General features: G+C 73.1%; 25 protein-coding genes and 1 pseudogene. 10 read left to right on the forward strand and 16 right to left on the reverse strand.

Going from position 1 to position 26571, the window contains the following annotated elements:
* Window positions 1-26 precede the first annotated feature (26 nt).
* The 4 genes from O0235_RS06465 to O0235_RS06480 form a co-directional block, all read right to left on the reverse strand.
* Window positions 27-926, reverse strand: a complete 900-nt coding sequence (locus O0235_RS06465; protein WP_270057719.1) for an enoyl-CoA hydratase-related protein — start codon at window positions 924-926, stop codon at window positions 27-29.
* 165 nt (window positions 927-1091) lie between these two features.
* On the reverse strand, window positions 1092-1550 hold the full coding sequence (locus tag O0235_RS06470) for a hypothetical protein (protein ID WP_270057720.1): 459 nt from the start codon (window positions 1548-1550) through the stop codon (window positions 1092-1094).
* A complete protein-coding gene (locus O0235_RS06475; RefSeq protein WP_270057721.1) occupies window positions 1547-2734 on the reverse strand; it encodes an MFS transporter in 1188 nt (395 codons plus the stop codon). The genes O0235_RS06470 and O0235_RS06475 overlap by 4 nt, the downstream gene beginning before the upstream one ends.
* Window positions 2735-2840: 106 nt before the next feature.
* Window positions 2841-3137 (reverse strand): hypothetical protein, encoded by a 297-nt coding sequence (locus O0235_RS06480; protein WP_270057722.1) that lies wholly within the window; start codon window positions 3135-3137, stop codon window positions 2841-2843.
* A 152-nt stretch (window positions 3138-3289) separates the two neighbouring features.
* On the opposite strand from O0235_RS06480, the gene O0235_RS06485 reads away from it, so the two are divergent.
* Window positions 3290-3829 carry a hypothetical protein gene (locus tag O0235_RS06485; protein WP_270057723.1) on the forward strand — a complete coding sequence of 180 codons (540 nt, stop codon included), beginning with the start codon at window positions 3290-3292 and terminating at the stop codon, window positions 3827-3829.
* A 10-nt stretch (window positions 3830-3839) separates the two neighbouring features.
* On the opposite strand, the gene O0235_RS06490 is transcribed toward O0235_RS06485, so the two are convergent.
* Entirely contained in the window at window positions 3840-5219 is a 1380-nt protein-coding gene (locus tag O0235_RS06490) for an MFS transporter (RefSeq protein ID WP_270057724.1), read from the reverse strand.
* 164 nt (window positions 5220-5383) lie between these two features.
* Between O0235_RS06490 and O0235_RS06495 the strand changes: the two genes are divergently transcribed.
* The gene (locus O0235_RS06495) at window positions 5384-6025 is read left to right on the forward strand and encodes a class I SAM-dependent methyltransferase (RefSeq protein WP_270057725.1); all 642 of its coding nucleotides are present in this window, start codon (window positions 5384-5386) and stop codon (window positions 6023-6025) included.
* A 59-nt stretch (window positions 6026-6084) separates the two neighbouring features.
* A complete protein-coding gene (locus tag O0235_RS06500; protein WP_270057726.1) occupies window positions 6085-7284 on the forward strand; it encodes a hypothetical protein in 1200 nt (399 codons plus the stop codon).
* On the opposite strand, the gene O0235_RS06505 is transcribed toward O0235_RS06500, so the two are convergent.
* A complete protein-coding gene (locus O0235_RS06505; RefSeq protein WP_270057727.1) occupies window positions 7268-7471 on the reverse strand; it encodes a dodecin family protein in 204 nt (67 codons plus the stop codon). The two genes, O0235_RS06500 and O0235_RS06505, sit on opposite strands and share 17 nt — an antisense overlap.
* Window positions 7472-7779: 308 nt before the next feature.
* Here O0235_RS06505 and O0235_RS06510 point away from each other — a divergent pair, with 308 nt between their 5' ends.
* Window positions 7780-8349: a TMEM165/GDT1 family protein gene (locus O0235_RS06510; protein WP_270057728.1), complete on the forward strand. Its 570-nt coding sequence runs from the start codon at window positions 7780-7782 to the stop codon at window positions 8347-8349.
* 5 nt (window positions 8350-8354) lie between these two features.
* Here the strand turns inward: O0235_RS06510 and O0235_RS06515 are convergent, their stop codons facing one another.
* Genes O0235_RS06515 through O0235_RS06525 form a run of 3 tightly spaced genes read right to left on the reverse strand, consistent with a single transcriptional unit; the run spans window position 8355 to window position 10365 of the window.
* Window positions 8355-9092, reverse strand: a complete 738-nt coding sequence (locus O0235_RS06515) for an ABC transporter permease (RefSeq protein WP_270057729.1) — start codon at window positions 9090-9092, stop codon at window positions 8355-8357.
* Entirely contained in the window at window positions 9089-10042 is a 954-nt protein-coding gene (locus O0235_RS06520) for an ABC transporter ATP-binding protein (RefSeq protein ID WP_270057730.1), read from the reverse strand. Before O0235_RS06520 ends, O0235_RS06515 begins: the two co-directional genes overlap by 4 nt.
* Window positions 10039-10365, reverse strand: a complete 327-nt coding sequence (locus O0235_RS06525) for a hypothetical protein (protein WP_270057731.1) — start codon at window positions 10363-10365, stop codon at window positions 10039-10041. Before O0235_RS06525 ends, O0235_RS06520 begins: the two co-directional genes overlap by 4 nt.
* A gap of 120 nt (window positions 10366-10485) precedes the next feature.
* Here O0235_RS06525 and chrA point away from each other — a divergent pair, with 120 nt between their 5' ends.
* A complete protein-coding gene (gene chrA / locus O0235_RS06530) occupies window positions 10486-11730 on the forward strand; it encodes a chromate efflux transporter (protein ID WP_270057732.1) in 1245 nt (414 codons plus the stop codon).
* Between the two features lie 15 nt (window positions 11731-11745).
* On the opposite strand, the gene O0235_RS06535 is transcribed toward chrA, so the two are convergent.
* Window positions 11746-12330, reverse strand: coding sequence for an inorganic diphosphatase (locus O0235_RS06535; RefSeq protein WP_270057733.1), 585 nt, complete (start codon window positions 12328-12330; stop codon window positions 11746-11748).
* Window positions 12331-12403: 73 nt separating this feature from the next.
* Between O0235_RS06535 and O0235_RS06540 the strand changes: the two genes are divergently transcribed.
* Window positions 12404-12991 (forward strand): phage adaptor protein, encoded by a 588-nt coding sequence (locus tag O0235_RS06540; protein WP_270057734.1) that lies wholly within the window; start codon window positions 12404-12406, stop codon window positions 12989-12991.
* On the opposite strand, the gene O0235_RS06545 is transcribed toward O0235_RS06540, so the two are convergent.
* Entirely contained in the window at window positions 12988-14559 is a 1572-nt protein-coding gene (locus tag O0235_RS06545; protein WP_270057735.1) for an ABC-F family ATP-binding cassette domain-containing protein, read from the reverse strand. The two genes, O0235_RS06540 and O0235_RS06545, sit on opposite strands and share 4 nt — an antisense overlap.
* Before the next feature lie 237 nt (window positions 14560-14796).
* Between O0235_RS06545 and O0235_RS06550 the strand changes: the two genes are divergently transcribed.
* Entirely contained in the window at window positions 14797-15180 is a 384-nt protein-coding gene (locus tag O0235_RS06550; protein ID WP_270057736.1) for a (2Fe-2S) ferredoxin domain-containing protein, read from the forward strand.
* Between the two features lie 725 nt (window positions 15181-15905).
* Window positions 15906-16817: a diacylglycerol/lipid kinase family protein gene (locus O0235_RS06555; protein WP_270057737.1), complete on the forward strand. Its 912-nt coding sequence runs from the start codon at window positions 15906-15908 to the stop codon at window positions 16815-16817.
* 751 nt (window positions 16818-17568) lie between these two features.
* Here O0235_RS06555 and O0235_RS15740 read toward each other — a convergent pair.
* Window positions 17569-19168, reverse strand: a pseudogene (locus O0235_RS15740) (FAD-binding oxidoreductase).
* 465 nt (window positions 19169-19633) lie between these two features.
* Between O0235_RS15740 and O0235_RS06570 the strand changes: the two are divergent.
* Entirely contained in the window at window positions 19634-19873 is a 240-nt protein-coding gene (locus O0235_RS06570; protein ID WP_270057740.1) for a hypothetical protein, read from the forward strand.
* Here O0235_RS06570 and O0235_RS06575 read toward each other — a convergent pair.
* Together O0235_RS06575 and O0235_RS06580 are read right to left on the reverse strand one after the other, a co-directional pair.
* A complete protein-coding gene (locus tag O0235_RS06575; RefSeq protein ID WP_270057741.1) occupies window positions 19870-22155 on the reverse strand; it encodes a PAS domain S-box protein in 2286 nt (761 codons plus the stop codon). The genes O0235_RS06570 and O0235_RS06575 overlap by 4 nt on opposite strands.
* A gap of 81 nt (window positions 22156-22236) precedes the next feature.
* On the reverse strand, window positions 22237-23718 hold the full coding sequence (locus O0235_RS06580) for a sensor domain-containing diguanylate cyclase (RefSeq protein WP_270057742.1): 1482 nt from the start codon (window positions 23716-23718) through the stop codon (window positions 22237-22239).
* A 229-nt stretch (window positions 23719-23947) separates the two neighbouring features.
* On the opposite strand from O0235_RS06580, the gene O0235_RS06585 reads away from it, so the two are divergent.
* Window positions 23948-24358: a hypothetical protein gene (locus tag O0235_RS06585; protein WP_270057743.1), complete on the forward strand. Its 411-nt coding sequence runs from the start codon at window positions 23948-23950 to the stop codon at window positions 24356-24358.
* 15 nt (window positions 24359-24373) lie between these two features.
* On the opposite strand, the gene O0235_RS06590 is transcribed toward O0235_RS06585, so the two are convergent.
* Window positions 24374-24583: a hypothetical protein gene (locus O0235_RS06590; protein WP_270057744.1), complete on the reverse strand. Its 210-nt coding sequence runs from the start codon at window positions 24581-24583 to the stop codon at window positions 24374-24376.
* Window positions 24583-26526, reverse strand: a complete 1944-nt coding sequence (locus O0235_RS06595) for a hypothetical protein (protein ID WP_270057745.1) — start codon at window positions 26524-26526, stop codon at window positions 24583-24585. The genes O0235_RS06590 and O0235_RS06595 overlap by 1 nt, the downstream gene beginning before the upstream one ends.
* Window positions 26527-26571 lie beyond the last annotated feature (45 nt).

Genomic DNA, 26571 nt, shown 5'->3' on the forward strand with positions numbered 1-26571 from the left:
GACGCTCCGTGAGAGATTTGGCCCCCTCAGCGCTTGAGGCCGGGGGTGTCGGGGCGGTACATCCCTTCGCGCCAGTCGAGCGCGCCTTTCAGGCCGGTGCCGGCCTCCATGCTCTCCCGCATCTTGTCCTGCCAGGCGTAGCTGAACGCGGTCATCTGGGCCATCGCATCCATGTCGGTGGAGCTGCGGACCGAGCTGTAGATGCCCATGTTCTCGTAGAACCGGTTCATGTTCAGCTTCAGGATGGCGAGGTGGTCGGCGGTGGCGTTGGCGAGCCGGTCGGCGAGGGCGATGGTGTTCGCCTCGAGGTCCTCCTTCGGCCAGGCGTAGTTGATCATGCCGATGCGCTCGGCTTCGCGGCCGGAGATGGAGTCACCCGTGTAGTAGAGCTCCTTCGCCTTGCGCATGCCGATGACGAGCGGCCAGATGACGCCGGTGCGGCTGGTGCCGAGGCCGCGCAGGCCCGGGTGGCCGAGCTGGGCGTCTTCGGCGGCGACGACGAGGTCGGCCATCATCGCCAGTTCGCAGCCGCCGGCGAGCGCGTAGCCGTGCACCTGCGCGATGGTGACCTTCGCCATGTTCCAGAAGTAAAGATGGATGTCGGTGATCTGCTGCATGCCGGTGCGGATGCCCATGAGCAGGCGGCGGCCTTTGTCGTCGCTGGTGCGGTAGCGGCGGACGACGCCGTCGGCGCCGCCGCGCGGGGGCGCGAGGTCGTACCCGGCGCTGAAGGCGCGGCCGGCGCCGCGGACGATGATGACGCGGGCGGAATCGTCGGCCTCGAGGTCGTGGAGGGCGTCCCAGAATTCGAACAGGAGCTCCTGGGAGAGGGCGTTCATCTTCTCGGGGCGGTTGAGGGTGATGCGGGCGACGCGGCCGTCGGTCCCGACGCGGTCGATGAGGAGGTGGTCGAAGGAGCGGCTCATGACCGGGGATTATAGGGAACCGGGAGGCGGGAGCCGGGGAGCGGGATGCCGCGGGCTGGCCGCCCGCGGCGCGGGACGGCCCGCTGTCTTCGGCGGCATCGCCGCGGGATGCCGCCGCTCTGCGCCGGCGGTGGAAGGGGCGGCAGGAGGGGGAGGGGGCAACACCTAACCTGCAGGCTCCAACTTCCAACCGGGGCGGAGGATGAGGGAGGCGGGGTGGCCGCGGGGCCCCGTCCCCGCGGACGCCAACGCGCCGACCGGATGCCCCGGGGAACCGGCACGCGGGAAGCGGGAGAGGGGAGGACGCTCGAACTCGACGGCCCGGGTGGGCCTCACCGGCCCTCCGCGGGGACGGAGCCCCGCGACTACGGAGTTGGGAGTTGGGAGACGGGAGACGGGAGACGGGAGACGGGAGACGGGAGACGGGAGACGGGAGACGGGAGACGGGAGACGGGAGACGGGAGACGGGAGACGGGGGACGGGAGACGGGGGACGGGAGACGGGGGACGGGAGACGGCGAGGGAGTATCAACCTCCAACCTCCAACCTCCAACCTCCAACCTCCAACCTCCAACCTCCAACCTCCAACGGGGAGGGGCGGGGCCGGGGCGGGGCGCTCCCTCACGGGGTGCGGAGGCGGCCGGTGGCGAGGAGCGCGGCCGTCGCCAGGGCGGCGAGGAGGGCGGTGGCGGCGCCGAAGCCGAACGTCGCGCCCGGTCCGAAGGCGTCCCAGAGCACGCCGGCGAGCAGGCTCGCCGCGAGGACGAGGCCGCCGGTCACGCCCTGGAAGAGGCCGAGCGCGGTGGTGCGCGCCGCCGCCGGGGCGAGGTCGGCGATGAACGCCTTGGTGATGCCTTCGGTGGCGGCGATGTAGGCGCCGTAGAGCGGGAAGAGCACCCAGATGACCGCCTGCGAGCCGGCGATCGCGAAACCGAGGTAGACCGCCGCGAAGACCAGGTAGCCGCCGACGATCACGGCAGGCCGCGGCAGCCGGTCGCTCAGGGTGCCGGCGGGGTAGGAGAGCAGCGCGTAGACCGCGTTGTAGACGACGTAGGCGAGGACGACGGCCGTCGTCGCCATCCCGAGGTCCTTCGCGCGGAGGATGAGGAAGGCATCGGAGGAGTTGCCGACCATGAAGAGGCCGGTGGCGCCGAGGAAGAGCCAGTAGGCAGCCGGGAGGTCGCGCAGGCCGGGCGCGGGCGGATCGCCGTCGCGGCGGGCGGGCGGCCGCCGCTCGGGGATGCGGGCGACGACGGCCACGGAGATGACGGCAGGGATGATGGCGATGCCGATCGCCCAGCGCAGGTGCTCTTCGCCGACGACAGCGAGGAAGGCGAGGGCGGCCAGCGGCCCGATGACGGCCCCGAGCGTATCGAAGGCGCGGTGGAAGCCGAAGATCCGGCCCCGGTCGGCCGGGGTGGTGACATCGGCGAGGAGGGCATCGCGCGGGGGCGTGCGGACGCCTTTGCCGAAGCGGTCGACCGCCCGGCCGGCGAGGGCGAAGCCCCAGGCGGGCGCAACGAAGAGGATGGCCTTCCCGACGGCGGCGAGCCCGTAGCCGGCGACGACGAACGGCTTGCGCGCGCCGGTGCGGTCGCTCCAGCGGCCGGCGAAAGGGCGCGTGGCGTAGGCGGTCGCTTCGGCAATGCCTTCGACCAGGCCGACGGCTGCGACCGGCGCGCCGAGCGTGGCAGTCAGGAAGATCGGAATGAGCGGGTAGACGAGTTCGCTCGAGAGGTCGGCGAACAGCGACGTGAAGCCGAGGAGCCACGCGGCCCGCGGGATATTGCGGAATGGACGACGGCGCACCGGGGCGATCCTACGCCCCTCGCATCATCGGACAAGAGACGGCACTGTCCCGCGCCGGGGAACCCGGCCCGGGCCGGCCGGCCTGCGGCACCCGCTCGAGGGGACGTCAGCGGCGGGCGAGCGGCGCGGGGGGCGGCCCGTCGCCGTCGATGAGGAGGCTCGTCGTGCGGTGGCCGGCGCCGCCGCGGATGGCCGCTCCGCGGACGAGCGCGCGGCAGGGGGAGCGGCCGATGGTGAGTTCGACGCGGTCGCCGGGGGTGATGGGGGCAGCGCCCTCGATGACGACTTCGCCGGACCAGCCGGCCGGGCCGCCGTTGCGGAAGAGCACCGCGCGGACGCGGGTTTCGAGGGCGTCGCCGAAGGTGAGCCGGGCTTCGCCCTGCCAGTCGATGGTGTGGGTCATGCCCGCGAGCTTAGCACGCGCTAAGTCAACACGAGGTAATACTCGACACATCGTCGAGGGTTGTATTCGCAACGCTGAACGGGCGTTCAGCGGCTTTCCCGGTAGCGCTGGCTGGGCTGTAATCGGAGGAGTTCGGACAGGAGCGCGCCGCCGTGGATTCGACGCTGCACATCTTTTTCACCTGGCTCCACCTGCTGGGCATCGCGCTCTGGGTGGGGCCGCAGGTCTTCCTCGCCGTCGCGTGGGCGCCGGCCTCGCGGCAGATTACGGACCTGCCGACGCGGGTGGCGGCGATGAAGACGATCACGCGGCGGTTCGGCTACCTCGGCGGGTTCGGGCTGGCGCTGATCCTCATCGCGGGCACGTACCTCATCATCACGTGGCGCGATTACTACGCGATCCCCGCGGACACGGAGTTCACGAGCCTGCGGTTCGGCGTCTGGTTCATCATCAAGATGAACGTGCTGATCGTGATGCTGGCAGTGGTCGCGCTGCACATGTTCTGGGCGGGGCCGAAGCAGCTGCGGCTGTACGAGGCGAAGGCGCGCGGCGAAGCGATCGACGAGGCCGCGCTGCGGCGGGCGCGGGCGGTGTCGATGACGCTCAGCCTGCTCGGCCTGCTGCTCACGCTGGCGATCATGGTGATGGGCGTGATGATCGGGACGGGCACCTGGAGCTTCCAGGAGGCGTAGCGGCCGCGGCTCAGCCGGCGGCTTCGGCCCCGGCGCGCGGGTGCGGCTTCGCGGGCGCTGCTTCGATGGCGGCGAAGGCGCGGCGCCCGGCCCGGAGGTAGTAGGCCGCGCCCAGCAGCGTGCCGAACCCGCACAGCCCGGCCATGATGGCGAGCCCCCAGCCTACGCCGAGGTGCTCGGCGAGGAAGCCGGTGATGTAGCCGCCGACCGGCGTGGACCCGGCGAAGAGCAGGAAGAAGATGCTCATCACCCGGCCGCGCAGCTCATCGGGCACCGCCACCTGCAGCGAGGTGTTGATCGTCGTGGAGAACGCCACGCCGACGATGCCGAGGAGGAACAGGAGCCCGGCGGTGACGGCGTAGACGGGCGAGAAGGCGATGGCGGCCAGGAGGGCCGCGAAGACGGCCGAGGCGAGCAGCAGCCAGGAGGGCCGCAGACGCCCGGTGGCCGCCATCACGAGCGCGGCGATGAGGCTGCCGGCGCCCATGGCGGAGGTCAGCATGCCGAACTTCTCCGGACCCACCTTGAGGACGAACTCGGCCACGAGCGGGACGATGACGGTGAAGTTGTAGCCGAAGGTCCCGATGATGCCGAGCAGGATGAAGAAGAAGGCGACGGTGGGCGTGCGCGCGGAGTAGACGATGCCCTCCCGGACCTGGTGGAGGACGTTGCCCCGGGCGGCGGCGCGCGGCACGGCCCGGAATTCGGACGGGCGCATGAGCGCATAGGCGGCGAGCACGGCGATGAAGCTGGCGGCGTTCGCGGCGAACGCCCAGCTCAGCCCGATGACGCCGATCGTGACGCCGGCGACAGCCGGCCCGGCGATGCGGGCGAGGTTGAAGATGCTCGAATTGAGCGCGACGGCGTTCACGAGCCGCTCCCGTCCGACGAGTTCGACCACGAACGACTGGCGGACGGGGCCATCGAAGGCGTTGACAGTGCCGAGCCAGAGCGCCAGCGCGTAGACGTGCCAGAGCTGGACGCGGCCGGTGGCCACGAGGAAGGCGAGCACCGCGGCCTGGAGCATCGCGAGCGTTTGGGTGACGACGAGCGCGCGCCGCTTCGGCAGCCGGTCGGCGACGGCGCCGCCGAAGAGGGTGAAGACCGTGATCGGGAGGAACTGGAGAGTGGTGACGGTGCCAAGGGCGAGCGGCGAGCCGGTGAGCTTGAGGACGAGCCACGCCTGGGCGGTCGTTTGCATCCAGGTGCCGACGAGCGAGATGAGCTGGCCGGCGAAGTAGAGGCGGTAGTTGTAGACGGCGAGGCTGGCGAACTGGCGGGCGAGGATGGCGCGGAGGCTGCGCGGCGCGGCCGCTTCCGCGAGGTCGGCCGGGAGGCTGCCGGGCTGGCCGGGTTCGGCGGGTTCGCCGAGGGAGGGTGTCGCTGCCATATTGCCAGCCTACCCTCACGTGAACGTGAGTGTTAGATGACGCGGATGGCCCGTGTTTACCGAACGGGCCATCCGCGAGCGGGGAGCAGCGCTAGGGGTTGACGAGCCAGCTGACCGGGCTGGGCCCGGGGCGGATAGCCGGGCGCTGCGCGATAATCCGCGGCATGACCGGCTTCGCCAGCGCGACTCCCGGCCGCGCTATCCCGGCCGACGACCCGACCCGCCGGCGCGTCATCATCGACCTCGGCTGCGGCGCGCGGAAGAAGCCCGGCGCCATCGGGCTCGATATCGCGCGCGTGCCGGGCGTCGATGTCGTGGCCGATGTGATGCGGCCGCTGCCGCTGAAGGACGATTCGGTCGATGAGGTGTACGCCTCGCACCTCATCGAGCATGTGGACGACGTGCTGGCGTTCATGGGCGAGGTGTGGCGGGTGTGCAAGCCGGGCGCGCTCGTGTACTTCCGCTTCCCGCACGGTTCGACGCCGTACCTGACATGGAAGGACCCGACGCACCGCCGGGGTGTGTACCTCGCGATGTTCGAGTACTTCGACCCGACGACGCTGGATGGGCAGCTGTGGGGCTATTACCACCCGGCGAAGTTCAAAATCGAGCGGCGGCGGCTCTGCTTCAATTTGAATGCGGACACGCGGCAGCCGGGGCTGGGACGGCGGCTGGTCGGCGCGGTGCTGGACTGGCTGGCGAACCGGGACGAGCGGTGGCTGTACGTGTGCGAGCGGTGGTGGGGGAACTGGGTGGGGATGGAGGAGGCGCACATCTGGCTGCGCGCGCTGAAGCCGGGGCGGTAGGGGCGGCGGGAAGGACGCGGCGGCCCCGCGGGATGGGACGGCAGCGTCAGCATCGAGCAGTGCCGCGCGCACTCCTCTTCCCCCTCCTCCTGCCCGCCGCAGCGGCGGCGGCCGTGCTGGCCTTTACCGACCTCCGGTTCGAGGGGACGGCGGCGTTCGCTGACCCGGGATGGGACCGCCACTACTACCTCGAGGCAGCCCGCAGCGGGCCATGGGATTTCCACATCGCGCCGTATTGCTGGCGGGTGCTCGTCCCGCTGCTGGCCTGGGCCGCGCCGCTGCCCCTCCAGTGGACGTTCTTCGCTGCCGCGTTCGCCGGGGCGCTCGCCGCCGGGGCGGCGACCTGGCGGCTGCTCCGCTGCGAGGGCCACCCGCCCGGGCTGGCGGCGGCCGGCGTGCTGCTGCTCTTCGCGGCCGGCTGGGGGCTTCGCTACCAGCTGGCCGACTTCTGGCTGCCGGATGCGGCCGCAACAGCGGCCATCACGCTCTGCCTGCTGTTCGCCGCCCGGGGCCAGCCGCGGGCGTTCGCGGCAGCGCTCTTCGCCGGGGCGCTCGCGAAGGAGAGCGCGCTCATCGCGGCGCCGCTCGCCCTGGCGTTCGCGGACCGCCTCCCGGGCAGCCGCCGACGGCAGCTCGCGACGGGGGCGCTGGCGCTGCTGCCGGGCGCCGCGGCAGCCGTCCTGGTGCGGCTCGCCATCCCGGCGTGGAACGACGATGCGGGCTACATCGCCTCGCTGCCGCCGGTCATCAGCCGCTTCCCGGACATCGTGGCCCATTACGACTACCGCGCGCTGCTGCGGGACGTGGGCTGGCAGCAGCGGGTGCTGGGGTTCGACGGCAGGCTGGCGCGGGCGCTGACGTTCGGGACGTTCGGGCCGCTGACGGCGGCGCTGGCGTTCGCGGGCGCGGCGGCGAAGCCTCGGCTGGCGGCCCGGCTGGCGCCGGTGGTGCTGCTCGCATGGGCGCAGCTGCTGGTCGCGCGGGATACGGAGCGGCTCGTGGCGATGGCCGCGCCGGCGGTCTGCTGGCTCGCGGTCGAAGGGGCGGCCGCGGCCTGCCGGCGGGGGTTCGCGCGGCCGGCCGATGCCGCGCTCGGCGCGGCCGGGGCGTTCGCGCTCACGCTGGCGAACGGCCGCGAGGCGTTCGGCCTCGACCTCGCGGCGCAGGGACTGCTGACAGCGGCGGTCGTCGTTGCGCTGGCCGTCCGCCGCAGGTTCGAACGGGCGCGCGCGGGCGCCGGACTCAGTCCTCGAGGATGAAGGTCACCTTCATGTTGACCCGGTACTCCTTGATGGCGCCGTCTTCGACGCTGACCGTTTGCTCCTGGACCCAGGCGCCCTTCACGTTGCGGAGGGTCTTGTTCGCGCGGTCGATGCCCTTCTTGATGGCGTCTTCGAAGGAGACGGGCGAGGCGGCGGTGATCTCGGTGACGCGTGCGACGGACATGGCGGGCCTCCACCGTGGTATCGCGCTCATTATGCTCCCGCATGGCAAGCGGCCCGGGGCCGAACGGCGCGGGCTGGCGGGTGCGAACGGCCGTTTCCGGCGGCGGGGCGCTGGACCGTTGCGCCGGCGCGGTGGAGACTTGGCCCTGAACCGAAGGGGAGTAGCCCTGCGCGCGTCATCGACATGCTCCCGCTGCGGCGGGCGGTGGCGCGGTCCGGTCGACCGGGCGGGCGAGACTTTCGGCCAGCACACCATGGTGTGCCGGCCGAGGGTGCTCCCCGCGAGAGCCGGCACACGAGGAGTTCGTGATGTCGGCGTTTTTCGTTTCGACGGCCCTGATTTTCTTCGCCGAGCTGGGCGACAAGTCGCAGCTGGTGGCGCTCTGGTTCGCGACGCGGTACCGGTGGTGGATCGTGCTGGCGGGGGTGAGCCTCGCGACGCTGGTGGTGCACCTCGGGTCGGTTGCGCTGGGGCTGGCGTTCGATGAGCTGCTGCCGGAGCGGTGGCTGCTCACCATCGTGGGGGTTTCGTTCTTCGCCTTCGCCGCGTGGAGCCTGCGGGGCGACACGCTGGAGGAGGAGCCGGGCGAGCCGCGGCTGGGGAAGCGGTTCGGCGCCTTCGGGGTCGTGACGGCGGCGTTCTTCCTCTCGGAGCTGGGCGACAAGACGATGCTGGCGACGGTCTCGCTGGCGGGGCGGGAGGCGAGCGCGGTGGGCGTGTGGCTGGGCTCGACGCTGGGGATGGTGCTCGCCGATGCGGTGGCGATCGGGGCAGGGGTGCTGGCGGGGAAGCGGCTGCCGCAGCGGGCGATCGCGGTGGTGGCTGCGCTGCTGTTCGCGGTGTTCGGCGCCTGGGCGCTCTGGTCGGCCTGGGTGTGAGAGGGTCACCCCCGGCGGCGGATGGCGAGGGCGGAGAGGCCGATCGAGCCGAGGGCGAAGAGCGCCATGATGGCCAGCGACGTGCCGAGGTGCGTCCCGGGCAGGTTCGTCGACGTCGCGCGGATGGCGTCGGCGGCGTAGGTGGGCGGCGCGAACCGCGCCGTCTCGCGCAGCAGCGCGGGCAGCTGCTCGCGCGGCATCAGCACCGGCGCGAAGAACAGCACATAGAAAATGATGAGCTGGGTGAGCGCGTTCGTGAGCTGGAGATGCGGGGAATACACGGCCATGGCGATGCCGACGCCGGCAAGCGACCCGACGCCGAGGAGGATCGCCGCGGGCAGCAGCGGGTGCAGTTCGAGGGCGAGGTCGTACCGCCACGCACCCACGGCGAGGCAGAACAAGATGCCCGGCAGCGCCATCACCCCGACGGCGGTGACCAGCGCGAGCAGGTAGGCCTCGCGGCTGATCGGCATGCTCAGGTAGTACTCGAGCCGGCCTTCGTGCTTCGACTGGGCGAGGAGCTGCGGGAGCATGACGAGCCCCATGGTGACGACGCCCTGGGTGGCGGTGCCGGTGACGATGTAGAGGGCGGTCGATTCGGTGATGCCGGGGATGAGGTAGCCGAAGCCGAAGACGAAGCCGACCATGAAGCCGATCTGCACGGCGGCGATGATGGGAACTTCGCCGCGCATGCTGCGCAGCTCCATGGAGACGAGGTCGCGGTACTGGCGGAGGAAGGTCACGCGGGGGCTCCTTCGGGGGCGAGGCCCGGGCCGGGGCGGGCCGGGGCGGCCGGGGCCATGGCGGCGGCGTAGATGTCATCGAGCGTGGGCGGGCCGATGCGGAAATCGACGACGGCGCCGAGTTCGCGCAGGCGGCTGACCCACGCGGCGACCCGGGGCAGGTCGGCGGCGTCGAAGAGGTAGGCGCCGGCGCCGTCCGGGACGAGCGCGGGGTGGGGGGTGAGCGCGCCGGCGGACGCCAGCTCGAGCCGGAGGCGCTCGGTGACGATGCTGCGGAGGGCGGCGGGCGTCCCTTCGCGGACGATGCGGCCGGCGTTCATGATGGCGAGCCTGTCGATGACGCGCTCGGCCTCGGCGAGGTTGTGCGTGACGAGGAGGATGGTGGCGCCCCCGCGGCCGAGTTCGCTGATGAGGTCCCAGAGGAGGACGCGCCGGAGGGGGTCGACGTCGTTCGTGGGTTCATCGAGCACGAGCAGGCGCGCGGGGGCGGCGATGGCGGCGGCGAACCCGGCCAGCCGGCGCACGCCGCCGGAGGCGCTGCGCATGGCGGTGCCGCGGAAGGGGCCGAGCTCGAGCCGCTCGATGAGCCGGGCGGCCGCAGCCCGGGCTTCGCGCGGCGGGATGCCGCGGAGCCGGGCGGCGAACTCGATCGTCTCGGCGACGGTGAGCGACTGGAGGTCGAACGCGCCCTGGGGGAGGAAGCCGATGTTCCGGCGGGCGAAGCCCGGGTCGGCGACGATGTCGACGCCGTCGAGGGTGATGCTGCCGGAGGTCGGCCGGGCGAGGCCAAGCACCTGGCGGACGAGCGTCGTTTTGCCGGCGCCGTTCGGGCCGAGGAGGCCGAAGATGTCGCCGGGCCGGAGCTCGAGGTCGATGCCGGCGTTGGCGAGGGTGCCGCTGCGGTAGCGCTTGGTGACGCCGCGGAGGACGAGGACGGGCGGGGCGCTCATCCGGCGGCCCCGGCAGGCGCCCCGGCGCGGGCGAGGAGGGATTCGAGCGCCGCGAGGGCGGCTTCGATATCGGCGGGGTCGGCGCCCTCCCGGGCGGCCCGGGCGAGGCCGGCGATCGCGGCCGCGGCGGCCGCGGCCGTGCCGCGAAGCGGGAGGTCGCGGCTGACCTCGCGGAAGGCCATGGCGACGAGGAGGGCGGCGGCGGCCCGGTCCACGAGGTCATCGAACGGGGGGAGCGGCGCGGCGCGGTCGCGGACGGCAGCGACCAGGCAGCGGGCGTGGGCGAGCAGCTGGCGGAGGTGGGGGTGCGGGTATTCGGTCATGTCTCAACTCCTGATGGCGTATCTTAAGCAGTACCTTCGCAAAGTCAATGTACTGCTTGAAATTTCTTAGCCGCGTGCCCGGTGCGAACGTTGCCGGCGGCCGGCGTAGGCTGTGGGGCCATGACTGCGACGAAGGCCCCTGGCCGCCCCGGCGAGGTGGCGCGCTACTTCTTCCGCCTCGGCTGCATCGCCTTCGGCGGGCCGGCCGCGCACGTCGCGCTGATGCGCCGCGAACTGGTCCGCGAGCGGGGCTGGGTGAGCGACCAGGAGTTCCTCGACATGCTGGGGGTGACGAACCTCATCCCCGGCCCGAATTCGACCGAGATGACGATGCACCTCGGCCACCGGCGGGCGGGGATGGCCGGCCTCTGGCTCGGCGGCCTGCTCTTCCTGCTCCCGGCAGTGGCGATCGTGACGGCGCTCGCCTGGGCCTACGTGCGGTACGGGACGACGCCCGCGGGCGAGGGCATCCTGCTGGGGGCGCAGCCCGTGGTGCTGGCGCTCATCCTCCACGCGGCGTGGAGCCTGACGGGGGCAGCCTTCCGCGGCCTCGAGTCCGTCATCGTCATCGCGGCGGTGACGGGCCTGGCGCTCCTGGGCGTGAGCGAAGTCGCCCTCGTCCTCGGGGCGGGCATCTATTCCGCCGGGGTGACCGCGCTGGTGCAGGCGCTGACCCGCAGCGCGCGGCGGCGGCTGCCGGAGCTGCCCCGGGCGGGCGGCGACTGGTGGCGGCTGCCCCGCCAGCGGAAGGATGCGCCCGGCCGGCACCGGCGCCCCCGGGCCTGGCTGCCGCCGCTCGCGCCGGGCTCCGCGCTGGCGGCTGCCGGCGGCGCCGCCGGGGCGACGACGCTCGGCATCTTCCTCGGCTTCCTCAAGATCGGGGCGGTGCTGTACGGGAGCGGCTACGTGCTCGTCTCGTTCATGCGCGACGAGTTCGTGCAGCGGCGGGGCTGGCTCACGGAGGCGCAGCTGCTGGACGCCATCGCGGCCGGGCAGGTGACGCCGGGGCCGCTCTTCAGCTCGGCGGCGTTCGCAGGCTATGTGATGGACGGCTTCGCGGGGGCGCTGGCGGCGGCAGCCGGCATCTTCCTGCCGTCGTTCCTGTTCGTGATGCTGGCGGCGCCGTTGGTGCCGCGGCTCCGGCGGTGGCGGCTCTCGTCAGCCTTCCTCGACGGGGTGAACGCGGCGGCCTGGGCGCTCATCGTGGTCGTCGGCGTGCAGCTGGCGCGCGAGGTGCTCACCGGCTGGTTCGCCTGGAGCCTCTTCGTGGCGGCGCTCGCGGCGGCGGCCGCGACCCGCATCAACGCGGCGTGGCTGGTGCTGGGCGGCGTCGCGCTCGGCCTCGGCTGGACGGTGGCCGGCTGAGGCGGGCGGGCCGGCTCAGCGCTCGTTGGCGCGCATCTTCCAGTAGTCGCTCAGCGCGATGCGGATGACTTCGAGCGCGCGCTCCCGGCCTTCGAAGGGGTCGACGACGACTTCCTTCTCTTCGAGCACTTTGTAGTCGATGAAGAAGCGCTGGATCTCGGCGACGAGGTGGGGCGGGACGTCTTCGAGCTTCCGGATGTGGTTGAAGGCCGGGTCGTGGGAGTGGACCCCGAGGATCTTCTCGTCCGCTTTGCCGCCGTCGCGCATGTGCATGACGCCGACGGGCCGGACGTAGACGAGGGTCATCGGGACGACGGGCTCCTGGCCGAGGACGAGGACGTCGAGCGGGTCGCCGTCGTCGCAGAAGCTGCGCGGAATGAAGCCGTAGTTGGCCGGGTAGCGGACGGAGCTGGAGAGGACGCGGTCCAGCTTGAGGATGCCGCTCTTCTTTTCGAGTTCGTACTTGTTCTTGCTGCCGGCGGGGATTTCGATGACGACGGGAAGCTCGGACTCGATCTTGTCGGGGTCGACGGCGATGTCGTGCCAGGGGATGCATCGGGGGATGGCTCGCCTTGGGGTGAGATGCCCCGAGTGTCGCACCCCGGGAATCTCGGCGCGAGTGACGTGACAGGCACCCGTTGGAGCTGCAGCGGCGGCGCGGCAGGGTGGCTGCATGACGACGCTGGCAGATTTTCGCGAACGGATGCGCATCGACCTGCAGGACCCCGCCGGGGAGCGGTGGGCGGACGAGGCGCTGGACCGCCATCTCGGCCGGGCGCTGGCGGAGCTTTCGCGCGCGGCGCCCCGGGAGGCGCGGCTGACGATGGCGACGGCGCCCGGGAGCCGGGAGCTGAGCCTCGCCGGCATCCCCGGGCTGCTCGAGGTGGCGCGGGCGGAGTACCCGGCCGGGCTCGAGCCGCCAGCCTTCCGCAGCTTCGCCGTCTTCGGCAGCCTGCTGCGGTTCGAGGACGGGCCGCTGCCGGACGGGAGCGACTGCCGGCTCTGGTGCCGGCTCCTGCACGCGGCCGACGAGTCGGGATCGACGCTGCCGGCGGCGCTGGAGGACATCGCCGTGCTCGGGGCGACGGCGTTCGCGGCGGCCGAGGCGGCGAGCGGCACGCTCGAGCGGCTGACGCTGAACGCCGGCACGGCCGCGGCCTATGCGGCGATGGCCCGCGAGCGGGAGACGGCGTTCCGGCAGCTGCTGCGGGAGCTGGGCGGGCGGGGCCGCCTGCGCGCCCGGCGCGCGGGCACCGGCTAGCCCTTCCGCAGGTGGAGGAGCTCGCGCACGCCGAGGTCCTTCACTTCGTAGACGTGCGTGGCGACGCCTTCGACGATGCCGGGGTCGTGGCTGGCGCAGAGGATGGTGCCGTCGTAGGCCTGCAGCGCTTCGATGAGCTTCCGCCGGGTGGTGCGGTCGAGGTGGTTCGTCGGCTCATCCAGCAGGAGGACGTTGGTGGGCTGGAGGAGGAATTTCGCGAGGGCGACGCGGCTCCGTTCGCCGCCGGAGAGCACGCGGATCGGCTTGAAGACGTCGTCGCCCTTGAAAAGGAACTGGCCGAGGACGGTGCGGAGGCGGACGTCCGGCTCGTGCGGGGCGACGGAGCGGACCTCTTCGAGCACGGTGCGGTCCATGGCCAGGGCTTCGTCCTGGTGCTGGTCGTAGTAGCCGAAGCGGGCGCGCTCGGCCCATTCGACAGTGCCCTCCGTCGGCGCGATAAGGCCGGCGGCGATCTTCAGCAGGGTGCTCTTGCCGCCGCCGTTGGGGCCGACGAGGACGACTTTCTGGCCGCGCTCGATGTGGAGGTTGACGTCGACGAGCACGAGGTGGTCGCCGTAGGCGTGGCCGACGTGGCGGAAGACGAGGACGTCGCGCTCCGTGCGGCCGTGAGCGCTGATGTCGAAGTGGACTTCGGCGTCTTTTTTCGGCCGTTCGATGCGCTCGACGCGGGCGAGCTGCTTCTCGCGGGACTGGACCTGGGCGGCTTTGGTGGCCTTGGCGCGGAAGCGTTCGATGAAGCGCTCCTGCCGGGCGAGTTCGCGCTCCTGCCGGGCGGCGGCCTGGTCGAGCGCCTGGAGCTTCGCGGCTTTCTGCTTCTGGAAGGCGGTGTAGTTGCCGGTGTAGCTCTCGATGGTCTTCTCGCGCAGGTCGAGGATGCGGGTGGCGAAGCGGTCGAGGAACTCGCCGTCGTGGGTGACGACGAGGATGGCGGCGTCCCACTCGGTGAGCTCTTCGGCGAGCCAGTCGCGGGCGCGGGCGTCCAGGTGGTTCGTCGGCTCATCGAGGAGGACGTTCTCGGGCCGGCGGACGAGGACCTTGGCGAGGGCGATGCGCATCTGCCAGCCGCCGGAGAACTCGCTGCAGCGCTTCTGCCAGTCGGCGGGTTCGAAGCCGAGGCCGTCGAGGACGCGGCCGATGCGGGCTTCGATGCGGTAGCCGTCGAGGGCTTCGAACCGTTCGAACAGGCGGGCCTGCTCGTCGACGAGGGCATCGAGGTCGCCCTCGCCGGCTTCGATGGCGGCGGCGACGCGGGCGAGTTCGCGCTCGATGGCGCTGGCATCGGGAAAGGCGCGCCAGAGCTCCTGGAGGAGGGTGTTGCCGTCATCGAGGTCCGCCTCCTGGCGGAGGTAGCCGAGGCTGCCGCCGGTGTAGCCGGCGCGGCCGGCATCGGGCTGCTCGAGCCCGGCGATGAGGCGGAGGATGGTGGATTTGCCGGCACCGTTGGGACCGACGAGGCCAACGCGCTCGCCTTCGCTGACAGTGAAGGTGACATCGCGGAGCACCTCTTTGGCGCCGTACGACTTCGCGACCTGTTCGCAGAAAAGCATGGGGACAGGGTGAGGGTAGCAGGAGTTGGGGGTTGGGCGGGAACCGGGAGGCGGGAGACGAGAACCGGGAACCGGGAACCGGGAGGCGGGAGGCGGGGGGCAGTATCAACCTCCAACCTCCAACCTCCAACCTCCAACCTCCAACCTCTCTCCCTCTCTCCCCTTCTCCCTCTCTCCCCTTCTCCCTCTCTCCCTCTCTCTTTTCCCTTGGCCGCGGCCCGGCGACGATCGGGGCTGATGGACGGGGCGTGCGAACCGGACGGGGCGCGGCTGGAGGCGGCGCGGGAGGCGGCCCGCCAGCGGGAGGTCGGCAGCTACGAACGCCACATCTTCCTCTGCACGGGGCCGGATTGCTGCACGCCGGAGGAGGGGCAGCGGGCGTGGGAGCGGCTGAAGTCGCTCGCCGCGAAGGTGAACCGCACGCCGGGCGCGCCGAAGCTGTACCGGACGAAGGTCGGCTGCCTGCGCATCTGCCAGGCCGGCCCCACCGGCGTGGTCTACCCGGAAGGCACCTGGTACGCCTGCCTGACGCCCGAGAATCTCGAGCGCGTCGCCGCCGAGCACCTCATCGGCGGCCGCGAAGTGGAGGACCTCGTCATCGGCCGCAACCCGCTGGGGTAGGGAGGCGGGAACCGGGAAGCGGGAAGCGGGAGGCGGGAGGCGGTGGAGGCCGTAGCCGCGGGGCTCGTCCCCGCGCGGCGCCATGCGCCCAACGGATGCCCCGGGAGGCGGGAACCGGGAGGCGGGTGAATTCGACGGCCGGGGTGGGCCTCGCCGGCCCTCCGCGAGCACGGAGGCCCGCGACCACGGAGTTGGGAGTTGGGAGCTAGGAGTTGGGAGTTGGGAGCTAGGAGTTGGGAGTTGGGAGTTGGGAGTTGGGAGTTGGGAGTTGGGAGGGAGCGTACGGCTCCCCGCCGTTCCCGCAACCTTCGACCTCCCACCTTCAACCTTCGACCGTCCCCGCGCGGCGCCATGCGCCCAACGGATGCCCCGGGAATCGGGAGACGGGAAGCGGGAACCGGGAGACGGTGAATTCGGAGGTGCGGGTGGGCCTCGCCGGCCCTCCGCGGGCACAGAGGCCCGCGACGACGGAGTTGGGAGGTGGGAGGTGGGAGGGACCCTGCCGCCGTCCGCGGGACCGTCAACCTCCAACCTTCAACCTTCGACCTCCAACCTCCAACCTCCAACCTCCTCCTCCGGCGCCGGCGCGGAGCGCCGGCATCCCGCGGCGATGCCGCCGAAGGCGGCGAGCCATCCCCCGCCGCGGGCGGCCAGCCCGCGGCATCCCGCACCCGGCCCCCGGCCGCCATCGTTCCGCTTGCCCCTATACTGACCGGACCCGTGCCATGACGATGCAACGCCGCGCGACCCTCATCGTGAACCCGGCGGCGCGCGGGGTCCCGCGCCGGTTCGACCCCGCGCGGGTCGCCGCCTACCTCGCGGCGCGCGGGGTCGATGCGGAGGTGGCCGTCCCGCCCACGCCGGCGGGCGCCACCGAGGCCGCCCGGGCCGCCGCCGAGCGGGGCCACGACCTCTGCTTCGTCATCGGCGGCGACGGGTCGCTGCGGCAGGCCGCGGAGGGGCTGGCCGGCAGCGGCACCGCCCTCGCTGCAGTCCCCGCCGGCACGGTGAACATCTGGGCCCGCGAAGCTGGCATCCCGCGCGGCATCCGGGCCGCCATCGATTGCCACCTCGGCGGACAGGTGGTCCCGATGGACCTCGGCCGGGCGGACGGCCACGCCTTCCTCCTGATGGCCGGCATCGGCTGGGACGCGGAGATCGCCGCCGCCGTCAACCCGGCCTGGAAGCGGGCGGCGGGCGACCTCGCCTACATCCTCGAAGGGCTGCTCCACCTGCCGGCGCTCCGGACCCGGCGGACACGCTGGCGGGCCGACGGCGCGCTCTGCGAGGAGACCCTCGCGTGGATGGTCCTGGGCAACACGCGGCTGTACGGCGGCCGCATTCGGCTCACGCCCGGCGCGCGCATCGACGACGGCCTGCTCGATGCGGTGGCGTTTTGTCCCCACGGCCCGGGCGAGACCCTCGCGATGGCGGCGCGGGTGCTCGCCGGGCAGCGCCGCGGGCAGCACATCGTCGCGGGGCGCTTCGCCGAGGTCGCGGTCGAAACGCCGGGCCTGCCCGTCCAGCTGGACGGCGACCCCGTCGGCCAGACGCCGATGACGTTCCGCGCCGAGCGGGGCGCGCTGCTGGTGAGCCTGCCCGCGGGGCCGCTGCCGGACCTCTGGGGGGAGGGGTAAGGGGGCGGGATGCCGCGGGCTGGGCGCGGGGGCCGTGCGCGGGGTGCCGCGGGCTGGGCGCCCGCGGCGCGGGATGGCTCGCCGCCTTCGGCAGCGTCGCCGCGGGATGCCGGCGCTCCGCGCCGGCGGTGGGGGGCAGCGGGGGAAGCGGGAGGCGGGAGGAGTTGGGAGTTGGGCGGGAGCCTGCCGCCGTCTGCGGGTCCGTCAACCTCCAACCTTCAACCTTCAACCTCCAACCTCCACCTCCAACCTCCAACCTCCCACCGTAGCCGCGGGGCTCCGTCCCCGCGGGGCGCCATGCGCCCAACGGATGTCCCGGGAGACGGGAACCGGGAGGCGGGAACCGGGACGCGGGTGAATTCGGAGGTGCAGGTGGGCCTCGCCGGCCCTCCGCGGGCACGGAGGCCCGCGACTACGGAGGTGGGAGGTGGGAGGTGGGAGCTGGGAGGGAGCCTGCCGCCGCCCGCGGGTCCGTCAACCTCCAACCTCCCGCCCTCCAACCTTTAACCTCCAACCTTCCACCGTAGCCGCGGGGCTCCGTCCCCGCGGGGCGCCATGCGCCCAACGGATGTCCCGGGAACCGGGAGACGGTGAATTCGGAGGCGCGGGTGGGCCTCGCCGGCCCTCCGCGGGCACGGAGGCCCGCGACGACGGAGTTGGGAGGTGGGAGTTGGGAGGTGGGAGGTGGGAGGGAGTCTGCCGCCGCCCGCGGGTCCGTCAACCTTCAACCTTCAACCTCCAACCTTCAACCTCACTCCAGGAGGATGCCGGGGTTGAGCAGGCCCTGCGGGTCGAGCGCGGTTTTGACGGCGCGGAGGGCTTCGGCGAAGAGCGGCGGCCGCTGCTGCCGGTACCACGGCATGTGGTCGCGGCCGACGGCGTGGTGGTGGGTGATGGTGCCGCCGCCGACGATGACGGCGTCGCTCGCGGCTTGCTTGATGGCGGCCCAGGTCTCCAGTTCGCCGCCCGGCTTCGAAAGCACCTGGAAGCTGTAGTACGGCGCCGGGCCATCGGGGTAGACGTGGGTGAACCGGCAGGTGAGGCTCCCCCCGCCGGCGGCCGCGATCGCTTCGCCGACCTTTTCGCGCACGAGCCGGTCGAAGGCGGGCCAGCGGTCCCACGTGATAGCCGTCTCGAACGTGTCGCTCACGACGCCGGTGCCGGCGGTGAGGTTGCGCTGGTAGGGCGCGCGGATGAAGGCGTTCCGCCACGCGCCGACGGCGCCCTGGCGGCCGACCTCCTCGTCGCTGCCGCCGTCGGCGATGCGGATGCCGGCGGCGTCGGGCTCGCCGCCGCACTCGCGGGCGATGCGGACGGCTTCGTGCAGGAACGGGCCCTGCGGCACCTCGGCCGATTCGAAGCCGAGGATGAGGAGGGCGCGGACACCGTCGCCGCCGGCCGCGGCCTCGGCTTCGGCGGGGTCGAGCAGGCGGCAGTTGGCGGGCCAGAGCTTCGCCTGGACGACGCGGCGGGCGGCTTCGTAGCCGGCTTCCCAGGTGGGGAAGAGCATGCCGGCGGAGGCGCGGAACCGCGGCCGCGCCTGGATGCGCATCCACGCCTCGGTGATGATGCCGAGGATGCCTTCGCTGCCGATGACGAACCGGTCCGGGCTCGGCCCGGCGCCGGAGCCGGGCAGCCGGCGCGACTCCCACGCGCCGCGCGGGGTGATCATCCGCACCGATTCGACGAAGTCGTCGATGTGGGTGTGGTTGGTGGCGTAGTGGCCGCCGGAGCGGGTGGCGATCCAGCCGCCGAGGCTCGACCATTCGAAGCTCTGCGGGTAGTGGCGGAGGGTGAAGCCGTGCGGCCGGAGCTGCGCTTCGAGGTCGGGGCCGAGAACGCCGGCCTGGATGCGCGCCAGCGCGCGAAACGGGGTCGACTTCGAGGACGCGGTTCAGCTCGCGCAGGTCGATGCTGACGACGGGGCGGCCGCCGGCCGGGGGTTCGACGCCGCCGACGACCGAGGAGCCGCCGCCGTAGGGAACAGCCGCCGCGCCGGCTTCGCCGCACCATTCGAGGACGGCCGCAACCTCCGCTTCGTCGCGGGGGAAGGCAACGACGTCGGGCGGGTTGGGGAAGTCGCAGCGGAAGGCGCGGACGATGTCGCGGAAGCTCTTGCCGTAGTGGTGGGCCGCGCGCTCATGGGTATCGGTAGAGCAGATGGCAGCGAGGGACGGCGGCGGCTGGATGCGGGGCGGCCGGAGGCGGACCTGTTCGATGCGCGGCACCGGCGGCGCCTCGATGCGGACGCCGTAGCGGGCGGAAAGGCGGGCGGCGGCCTGCCGGCGCTGGTCGTCGGTCGGCTCTTCGGATTCGAGGCCCCAGGCCCAGAAGCTGCGGCGTCCGGTCATGCGTCACCTCCGCGGGGATGATAGCGGGAAGCGGAGACGGGAAGCGGGAAGCGGGAGACGGGAAGCGGGAGTTGGGGGTTGGGAGTTGGGAGTTGGGAGTTGGGAGGGAGCCTGCCGCCGTCCGCAGGTTCGTCAACCTCCAACCTTCCACCGTCGCGCGCGGGGCTCCGTCCCCGCGGGGCGCCATGCGCCCAACGGATGTCCGGGAAGCGGGAACCGGGAGACGGGAAGCGGGAAGCGGGAGGCGGGTGAATTCGACGGCCGGGGTGGGCCTCGCCGGCCCTCCGCGGGCACGGAGGCCCGCGACGACGGAGTGGGGAGTTGGGAGTTGGGAGGGAGCGTGCACCCGCGCGCGGCCTCTTCAACCTCCAACCTTCAACCTCTAACCTTCAACCTCCAACCTCCAACCTCCAACCTCCTCCCCGCCCCATGCGCGCGGGCGCGGGGGCCGGTAGGCTACGCGGCATGAGCATCGCAGTGAAATGGTTCCCGACGCTGGTCAAGCGGACGCGTTCGAAGCAGGCCGAGACGGTGGTGGCGTGGCGGGAGGGGCTGACGCCGCTCGCCATCTTCCTCGACGAGGGCTTCTCGGAGGTCGATGCGGAGGCCGTCATGCCGATCGTGAACGGGGCGCAGGCGAACCTCCGCGCGCCGCTGCAGGACGGCGACCAGCTCGAGTTCCTCGTCAGCATCCAGGGCGGCTAGCGGCCCCCGGCGGGCGGCTCCTCCCCCGGCGGCGGGGCGACCGGCAGCAGGATGCGGAACGTGCTGCCCTGGCCTTCGACGCTCTCCGCTTCGAGCCAGCCGCCGTGGGCGCGGACGATGCTGAGCGCCGTTGAAAGGCCGAGGCCCGTGCCCTTGCCGATGCCCTTCGTCGTGAAAAAGGGGTCGAAGATGCGGCTCAGCAGCTCCGGCGGCATCCCGGTGCCGGTGTCCGAGACGGCGATGTCGTGGTAGCGGCCGGGCAGGAGCCCGCGGCGCGCCCAGCCCGGGTCCGGGCCGAGCTCGCGCGTGGTGCGCAGGATGGTGACGGTGCCGCCCTCCGGCATAGCGTCGCGGGCGTTGAGCAGCAGGTTGAGCAGCACCTGCTGCAGGCCCGCGAATTCGCCGATGACCGTGTCGTCGCCGGGGTCCGAGTGGACGATGAGCCGGACGGCGGGCGTCAGCGTCCGGCGGACGAGCGCGACCGTCTCCTCGAAGAGGCGCGTGAGCGAGACGCGCTCGCGGGCGGCGATGCCGGGCCGGCTGAAACCGAGCAGCTTGCGCACGAGCTCGGCGCCTCGTTCGCCGGCGGTGGCGGCATCGTCGAGGTAGACGCGCAGGGGGGAATCCGGCGGCAGCTCGGTCCGCACGAGGAAGAGGTTGCCGAGGATGGTGGTGAGGAGGTTGTTGAAGTCGTGCGCGATGCCGCCGGCGAGCACGCCGAGGCTCTCCAGCTTCTGCGCCTGCAGGAGCGCGAGTTCGGCCTTCCGCCGGTCGGCAGCATCGCGCGATGAGCCGATGATGCGGACGCAGCGGCCGGCTTCGTCGAACACGGGCGTCAGGTGGGTGACGACTTCGCGGCGGTAGCCGGGGCGTTCGATGACGTTTTCGTATTCGATGGGGCCGCCGGCGGCCTCGGCCTGCCGGTAGCGCTCGAGGGCGCGGCGGGCGGCCTCCGGCGGGAGCGCCTCTTCGAGCCGGCGGCCCGTGAGCTGCTCGAGCGGCGTCTGCAGCATCTCGGCGGTCCGGGGGTTGGCGAGGGTGATCCGCCAGCCGCCGTCGGCTTCCCTGTCTGCGACCCAGAGGGCATCGCTCGTGCCTTCGACGACGGCGCGGTAGTTCCGCTCGGATTCGGCGAGGCGGCGCTCCTGTTCGAGCTTCCGGCTGAGGTCGCGCGACCAGCCGACGATGCGGCGGCTGGCGCCGCCCGGCCCGGCGACCGGCGTGAGCGTCGTCATGATGTGGAAGGGGCGGCCGTTCCATTCGCCGCGCATCTCGTATTCGACCGGGCGGCCGCCTTCGGCGGCCTGCCGGTAGTACTGTTCGCGCTCCCGGGCGAGCCGTTCGGAGAGGTAGCCGGCGGCGGCGAGGTCCAGCGATGTCTTGCCGAGGATGTCGGCGAGCTCGACGCGCGCGCCGCGGCAGTAGGCGGCGTTCGCGAAGACGAGCCGCCATTCGCCGGCGTCGTCGCGGTCGGCGATCCACATCGGGTCGCGGATGGAGTCGACGACGGCGCGGTAGAGCGCTTCCAGCTTGCGCTGTTCGCTGATGTCGCGCACCCAGAGCTGGACGGCCGGTTTCCCCCGGAAGACGGTCGGCGATGCGGCGGTCTCGACGAGCCGGGTGCTGCCGTCGCAGAGCTGGAATTCCATCTCGGCGGGGCCGACAGCTTCGCCGGCGGCGAGGCGTCGCTGGCGGTCGCGGACGAGGGGGTGGAATTCGGGCCGGACGAAGTCGAGGATGTGCCGGCCGACGAGGTCTCCGGGCCCGGCGGCCCGCATGAGCGCCACGGCCGCCGGGTTCACATAGACGACGACGCCCTGCTGGTGGATGGCGATGGCTTCCGGGTTGAACTCGATGCGGGAGCGGAAGCGCTCTTCGCTCTCGCGGAGGGCCTCCTCGGCGCGGACGCGGTCGCTGATGTCGGTGACGGTGCCGATGTAGCCGATGCGTTCCCCCGCGGGGCCGCTGAGGACGGTGGCCTGGGCGAGCACCCAGCGGACCTCGCCAGTAGGCCGGACGATGCGGTATTCGATGCGGAGCTGTCGGTCGGCTTCGATGTGCCGGCGGGTCGCTTCGATGACGGACGGGCGGTCGTCGGGGTGGATGGCGTCGAGGTAGCCGTAGCCGCGGGCTTCCTCGGCCGTCCGGCCGGCGAGGGCGCACCAGCGCGGGTTGACGCGCAGGCAGCGGCCGAGGAGGTCGGTCTGGAAGACGCCGACCGGGAAGAGGTCGAGAGCGAAAAGGGCGTCGAGGCCCGCGTCCGCGCGCAGCTCGTCGGTCATGCCGTGGGCGCCCTCCGCCGGCGCGCGAGTAGCGTAGCGGGTTTCTCGCGGGAAGGGTTCGGGGTTTCCCCGCGTTTTTGGTCAGAAGCGGGAGGAAACTTCATCGCCGGCCGCCCGCACGCAGTTCCGGCCGGCGCGCTTCGCTTCGTAGAGGGCGAGGTCGGCCTCTTTGATCAGCCACTCGGGCGTCATGAGGGCGTCGGCGCGGTAGGCGGAGACCCCGAACGATGCCGTGACCGGGATCTCCTGCCCGGCGACTTCGACCGGGCGGGCGGCGATCGCCTCGCGGACGCGCTCGGCGCTCTGGATGGCGCCCTCCAGCGGCGTGGAGGGCAGGACGACGACGAACTCTTCACCGCCGAAGCGGGCCAGCAGGTCGGCATCGCGCAGGACGCTCTTCATGCGGGCGGCGACGGCGCGGAGCACTTCGTCGCCGGTGAGGTGGCCGTAGGTGTCGTTGAGCGCCTTGAAGCGGTCGAGGTCGGCGAGGAAGAGGGAGAGCGGCGTGCCGTAGCGGGCGGCGAGGCGGAAATGCTCTTCGAGGAACTCGTGGAAGTGGCGGCGGTTAGCGACGCCGGTGAGGACGTCGGTGGAGGCCTGCTGGATGAGCTGCTCGCGCTCGGCCTGGAGCGCCGCGTTCTCGCGCTCGGATTCGATGGTGAGGCGGAGGAGGGCTTCGTTGGCGCGGGCGAGGACTTCGCCGGGTTCGAGGCAGCTGGCCGGGATATCGAAGGTGGCCGCGAGCGCCGCGCCGTCGGCGAGGGCGGCGGCGACGAGTTCTTCGGCAGCCGCGGGCGCGACGCCCAGCCGCTCGCACGCCGTCCGGAGGGCGGCGAGCTGTTCGCCGGGCCGGTCGCCGAGGATGACATCGGCGCCGGCGGCGCCGGCGTGGACGCACATCACGAGCTGGGCTGTCTCGAGCGGGGCGCGGGAGGGGTCGCCGGCGTGGCGGACGGCATCGACGAGAGTCGGCGGCAGGTTCCAGCGCTCGGCGAGGGCGGCGCCGACCCGGCTGTGGTCGACCCCGAAGCGCTCGAGTTCGCGGACGCGGAGGAGGCCGATGTCGCGGCCGGCCTCGGCGGCGACGTCCCGGTACTCGTCGCCGAGCGCCGATTCGAGCGCGATGACGCCGAGGAGGTGGAAGAGGCCGCCGAGGAAGGCTTCGTCGCCGATGCGGAGGCCGGCGCGGCCGGCGACGGCGCGGGCGACGATGGCGGCGTAGAGGCTGCGCTGCCAGAGCCAGGTGTGGTCGATGCCGACGCCTTCGCGGGCGCGGAGGTCGGCGACGAGGGTGAAGCCGAGGGCGAGCGTCTTCACGGTCCGGAGACCGAGGACGAGGACGGCATCGCGGACGCGGGAGATGGAGCGGGGCCGGCCGTAGAAGCCGCTGTTCGCCATGCGGAGCACGCGGGCGGCCAGCGCCGGGTCGCGCTCGATCATGGCGCCGAGCTCATCGAGGGAGACATCGGGCCGCTGGACGAGGTCGATGACGCGGACCGCGACGGCCGGGATGGTCGGCAGGCGGTCGGAGTGCATGATCCGTTCGAGCGGCGAGCCGGGCATGGCCGGGGTACTCCCTGGTGGTTGGCGCCGGTGTCGGGCGCGTGGTTCCACCGTGGATATCGGCAGACAGCTGCGGAACAGGAGGGTGTTTTTTCGCGCGCCCCGGGGGTTCCCCTAGGGAAGTGGGCGGGGCCCGGGCGGCCGGCGGGGCGGGGCCCGGGCGGCCGTTGCGGAGCGCCGCGCGGCGGCGCACGCTGGGGGCCATCACCGCCCGGGAGGATTCGCGCAGATGGCCGACGTGGAACCGCCGCCCGGGGCGCTCACCGGGAAGCGCCGCCACCGCCGCATCGCCTACCGCTGCGCCTTCGGCGAGCCGCTCGCCCACACCGGCGCCCCCTACCTCGTCGAAGGCGTCTACACCGACCGGGAGGGCGACCCCATCGGCCCGGTCTTCACGAACGAAGACCCGCCGGAGGAGTTCCTCGTCCTGCCGGATGAAGCGATTCCGCTCGTCCACGTCGAAGCGGCGCTCGACGCCGACCCGAGGGTCGCAAGCTACGAGCAGGTGGTCGGCCTGCTGTTCGACCCGCAGGAAGCGGTGCCGCCGGGCATCGAGGAGAACGGCGAGCGCTGGGAGAACGGCGAGCTGGTCGTCTACACCTTCGAAACGGACGACGAGGCGCTCGAGGCGCAGTACTGAGCGGCGGCGCGGCGCTCACCAAGCGGCGATGACGACGGCGTCCGCCGGGTGGCGGTGGTCGCCAGTGTCGATGAGCAGGCGGCGGCCGGGGACCATCTCGGCCGCCGGCAGCGCGCGGCTGACGGCAACGTTCTCGAAGACAGCGGCGGCCGAACCGTCGAGCCGGACGGCGGCCGTCCAGCTGCCCGTATCGAAGGCGACGAGGCGGGCGCGGCGCAGGGCCATCAGTTCACCTCCCCAAGCGTGAGCGCGGTTTCGAACCCGCCCGGGCCGTACGCCGTTTCGATGCCGAGCGCGCGGTAGCGCGCGCTGCCGCCGGGCGCGAGCGGGTGGACGACGTCGACGACGTCGTACAGCTGGATGCCGGCGTGGAAGGGCAGCCGGGCGCGGGCGAGCGGCCGGCCCCGGCGGAGCCGCGCGAGCAGCCGGGCGGCATACGCCCCGGCGAGCGAATCGGAGGCGGCGCCGAGTTCGCGGCGGGGGACGAGGGCCGGCCCATCGCGCAAGAGCTCGCCGCCGCGGAACGCCTCGGCAGCGCGGTCCGGGCCCTGCACCCGGGTCCACGCGGGGAGCGCCCGCGCGGCCGGCTCGAAGGCGAGCAGCGGATGGCCGCCGGCGCCGAGCGCCCACGCTGCCGGGTCGGCCGGGCTGAGCCCGCAGATTTCGAGGCCCGATTCGGCGCGGAAGGCGTCGGCGGTCGGTTCGAGCAGGCGGAGCGCCGCCGGGAGCGCGGCCTCCCCGGCCTGGATGGCGACGGCGGCCGTCTCGGTCGTCCACGCGCCGGACGGCGGCAGGTCGGCGGCGCTGGCCACGGGGATGCCGGCCCGGGCGGCGAGGGCGGTGAGCAGTTCGCCGCGGGTGCTGCCGGGCGGCGGCTGCCAGGTGGCCGGGGCGCGGTAGGCCGCGAGCCGCTCCCACGGCCCGGCGATGCGGAGGACGGCCGTCTCCACGCCGCGCGCCCGGCGCCGCTCGACCGCTTCGACCGCGCCGCGGAAGGCGGGGCCGTACTCCGGTGCGCCGCCGGGGCCGGAGCAGTAGCCGAGGCTCACTTCCACGCCGGCGCCCGGCGCGAGGAGCGGTTCGCTGCCGGCCAGCCCCGCCGGGTCGGCGAGCTCGGCCAGCGCGCGGGAGACCGCCGGCCCGTCGGCCCGCCGGAACCGGCGCAGCAGGGCGGAGACGTCCAGCTCGTCGGCGAGCGGCGCGGCCTGGACTGCGCCGACGCGCGCGGCAAGGAGGACGTCCCCATCGGCGGCGAGCGCGAGGCCGAAGGGCGCGCCAGCGGCGAACGGCACCGGTTCGCTCCAGGGCGCGAGCGTGCCCGAAACGGCCTGCGCGAGCAGCGCGCGGGAGCCCGCGACCGGCGCAGCGCGCACTTCGCGGAAGGCGGCGACAGCCTGCCCCGCCCAGACGATGGCCGGCCGGTCGAACGTGATGCCGGAGGCCGCATCAGCGGCGGCCGCCACCCGGGGGCCGAACCAGGCGTTCGCCGGCAGCCCGCCGTCGCCCATCACGTGGGCCGCCGCGAGGGCGGCGCCGCTCCCGGGCGCGGTGCCGGTGACGAGCAGGTGGAAGTCGCCTGCGGCGTGGACCGCGGCGAGGCCGCTGACGGCCGCCCAGCTGCCGGCCATCGTCCAGGTGGTGCCGCTGGCGGCCCAGGTGCCGCCCGTCCGGCGGAGCCGCTTCACCGCCGGGGTCGCGCCCAGGCTGTAGAAGGCGCAGAGATTGCCGTTCGAGGCGCGGCCGGCGAGGGCGAGGCTGCCGATGGGCACCGCCTCGGTCACGCGGGTCGCCGGCGCGGTCCAGGTCAGGCCGTCGTCGAAGGAGTGGATGGTGCGGAGCGCGGCGCCGTCGGCGAAGGCGGCGGCGATTTCGCCCGGCACGGCGGCGGCGGCGACGGGCGCGCCGGCGGGCAGGCTGGCGAGGACGCCCGACCACGGGCCCCCGTCCCGCCGGGCGCGGAGGCTGCCGCCGTCGTTGACCAGCTGGATGCGGGTGCCGGCGGCGGTGACGGCGAGGGCGTGCGGGGCTTCGCTGCCCGGCAGCGCGGCCGGCGGCCCGAAGGCGAGCAGCGGCACGCCCGCCCGGCGGCGGGAGAGGAGGACGCGGACCGCGGGCCGGCGGCGCGCCGCGGCCTGGTGGGCGAGGAGGGAGGGAGTGAGGGTTCGCATGCCGCCACCGTGGCGCGGCGGGACCACAGCTCCGAGCGGCGGCTG

This window comes from Tepidiforma flava (assembly GCF_027594505.1).
Lineage (GTDB): Bacteria > Chloroflexota > Dehalococcoidia > Tepidiformales > Tepidiformaceae > Tepidiforma > Tepidiforma flava.

Coding starts and splice junctions, on each gene's coding strand:
- O0235_RS06580 (WP_270057742.1), bottom strand. CDS start 23,718: ATGCCCGGCTCGCCGCTCGAACGGATCATGCACTCCGACCGCCTGCCG.
- O0235_RS06495 (WP_270057725.1), top strand. CDS start 5,384: ATGACCGGCTTCGCCAGCGCGACTCCCGGCCGCGCTATCCCGGCCGAC.
- O0235_RS06540 (WP_270057734.1), top strand. CDS start 12,404: ATGACGACGCTGGCAGATTTTCGCGAACGGATGCGCATCGACCTGCAG.
- O0235_RS06545 (WP_270057735.1), bottom strand. CDS start 14,559: ATGCTTTTCTGCGAACAGGTCGCGAAGTCGTACGGCGCCAAAGAGGTG.
- O0235_RS06490 (WP_270057724.1), bottom strand. CDS start 5,219: ATGGCAGCGACACCCTCCCTCGGCGAACCCGCCGAACCCGGCCAGCCC.
- O0235_RS06525 (WP_270057731.1), bottom strand. CDS start 10,365: ATGACCGAATACCCGCACCCCCACCTCCGCCAGCTGCTCGCCCACGCC.
- O0235_RS06465 (WP_270057719.1), bottom strand. CDS start 926: ATGAGCCGCTCCTTCGACCACCTCCTCATCGACCGCGTCGGGACCGAC.
- O0235_RS06575 (WP_270057741.1), bottom strand. CDS start 22,155: ATGACCGACGAGCTGCGCGCGGACGCGGGCCTCGACGCCCTTTTCGCT.
- O0235_RS06585 (WP_270057743.1), top strand. CDS start 23,948: ATGGCCGACGTGGAACCGCCGCCCGGGGCGCTCACCGGGAAGCGCCGC.
- O0235_RS06550 (WP_270057736.1), top strand. CDS start 14,797: ATGGACGGGGCGTGCGAACCGGACGGGGCGCGGCTGGAGGCGGCGCGG.
- chrA (WP_270057732.1), top strand. CDS start 10,486: ATGACTGCGACGAAGGCCCCTGGCCGCCCCGGCGAGGTGGCGCGCTAC.
- O0235_RS06520 (WP_270057730.1), bottom strand. CDS start 10,042: ATGAGCGCCCCGCCCGTCCTCGTCCTCCGCGGCGTCACCAAGCGCTAC.
- O0235_RS06555 (WP_270057737.1), top strand. CDS start 15,906: ATGACGATGCAACGCCGCGCGACCCTCATCGTGAACCCGGCGGCGCGC.
- O0235_RS06570 (WP_270057740.1), top strand. CDS start 19,634: ATGAGCATCGCAGTGAAATGGTTCCCGACGCTGGTCAAGCGGACGCGT.
- O0235_RS06505 (WP_270057727.1), bottom strand. CDS start 7,471: ATGTCCGTCGCACGCGTCACCGAGATCACCGCCGCCTCGCCCGTCTCC.
- O0235_RS06590 (WP_270057744.1), bottom strand. CDS start 24,583: ATGGCCCTGCGCCGCGCCCGCCTCGTCGCCTTCGATACGGGCAGCTGG.
- O0235_RS06510 (WP_270057728.1), top strand. CDS start 7,780: ATGTCGGCGTTTTTCGTTTCGACGGCCCTGATTTTCTTCGCCGAGCTG.
- O0235_RS06595 (WP_270057745.1), bottom strand. CDS start 26,526: ATGCGAACCCTCACTCCCTCCCTCCTCGCCCACCAGGCCGCGGCGCGC.
- O0235_RS06480 (WP_270057722.1), bottom strand. CDS start 3,137: ATGACCCACACCATCGACTGGCAGGGCGAAGCCCGGCTCACCTTCGGC.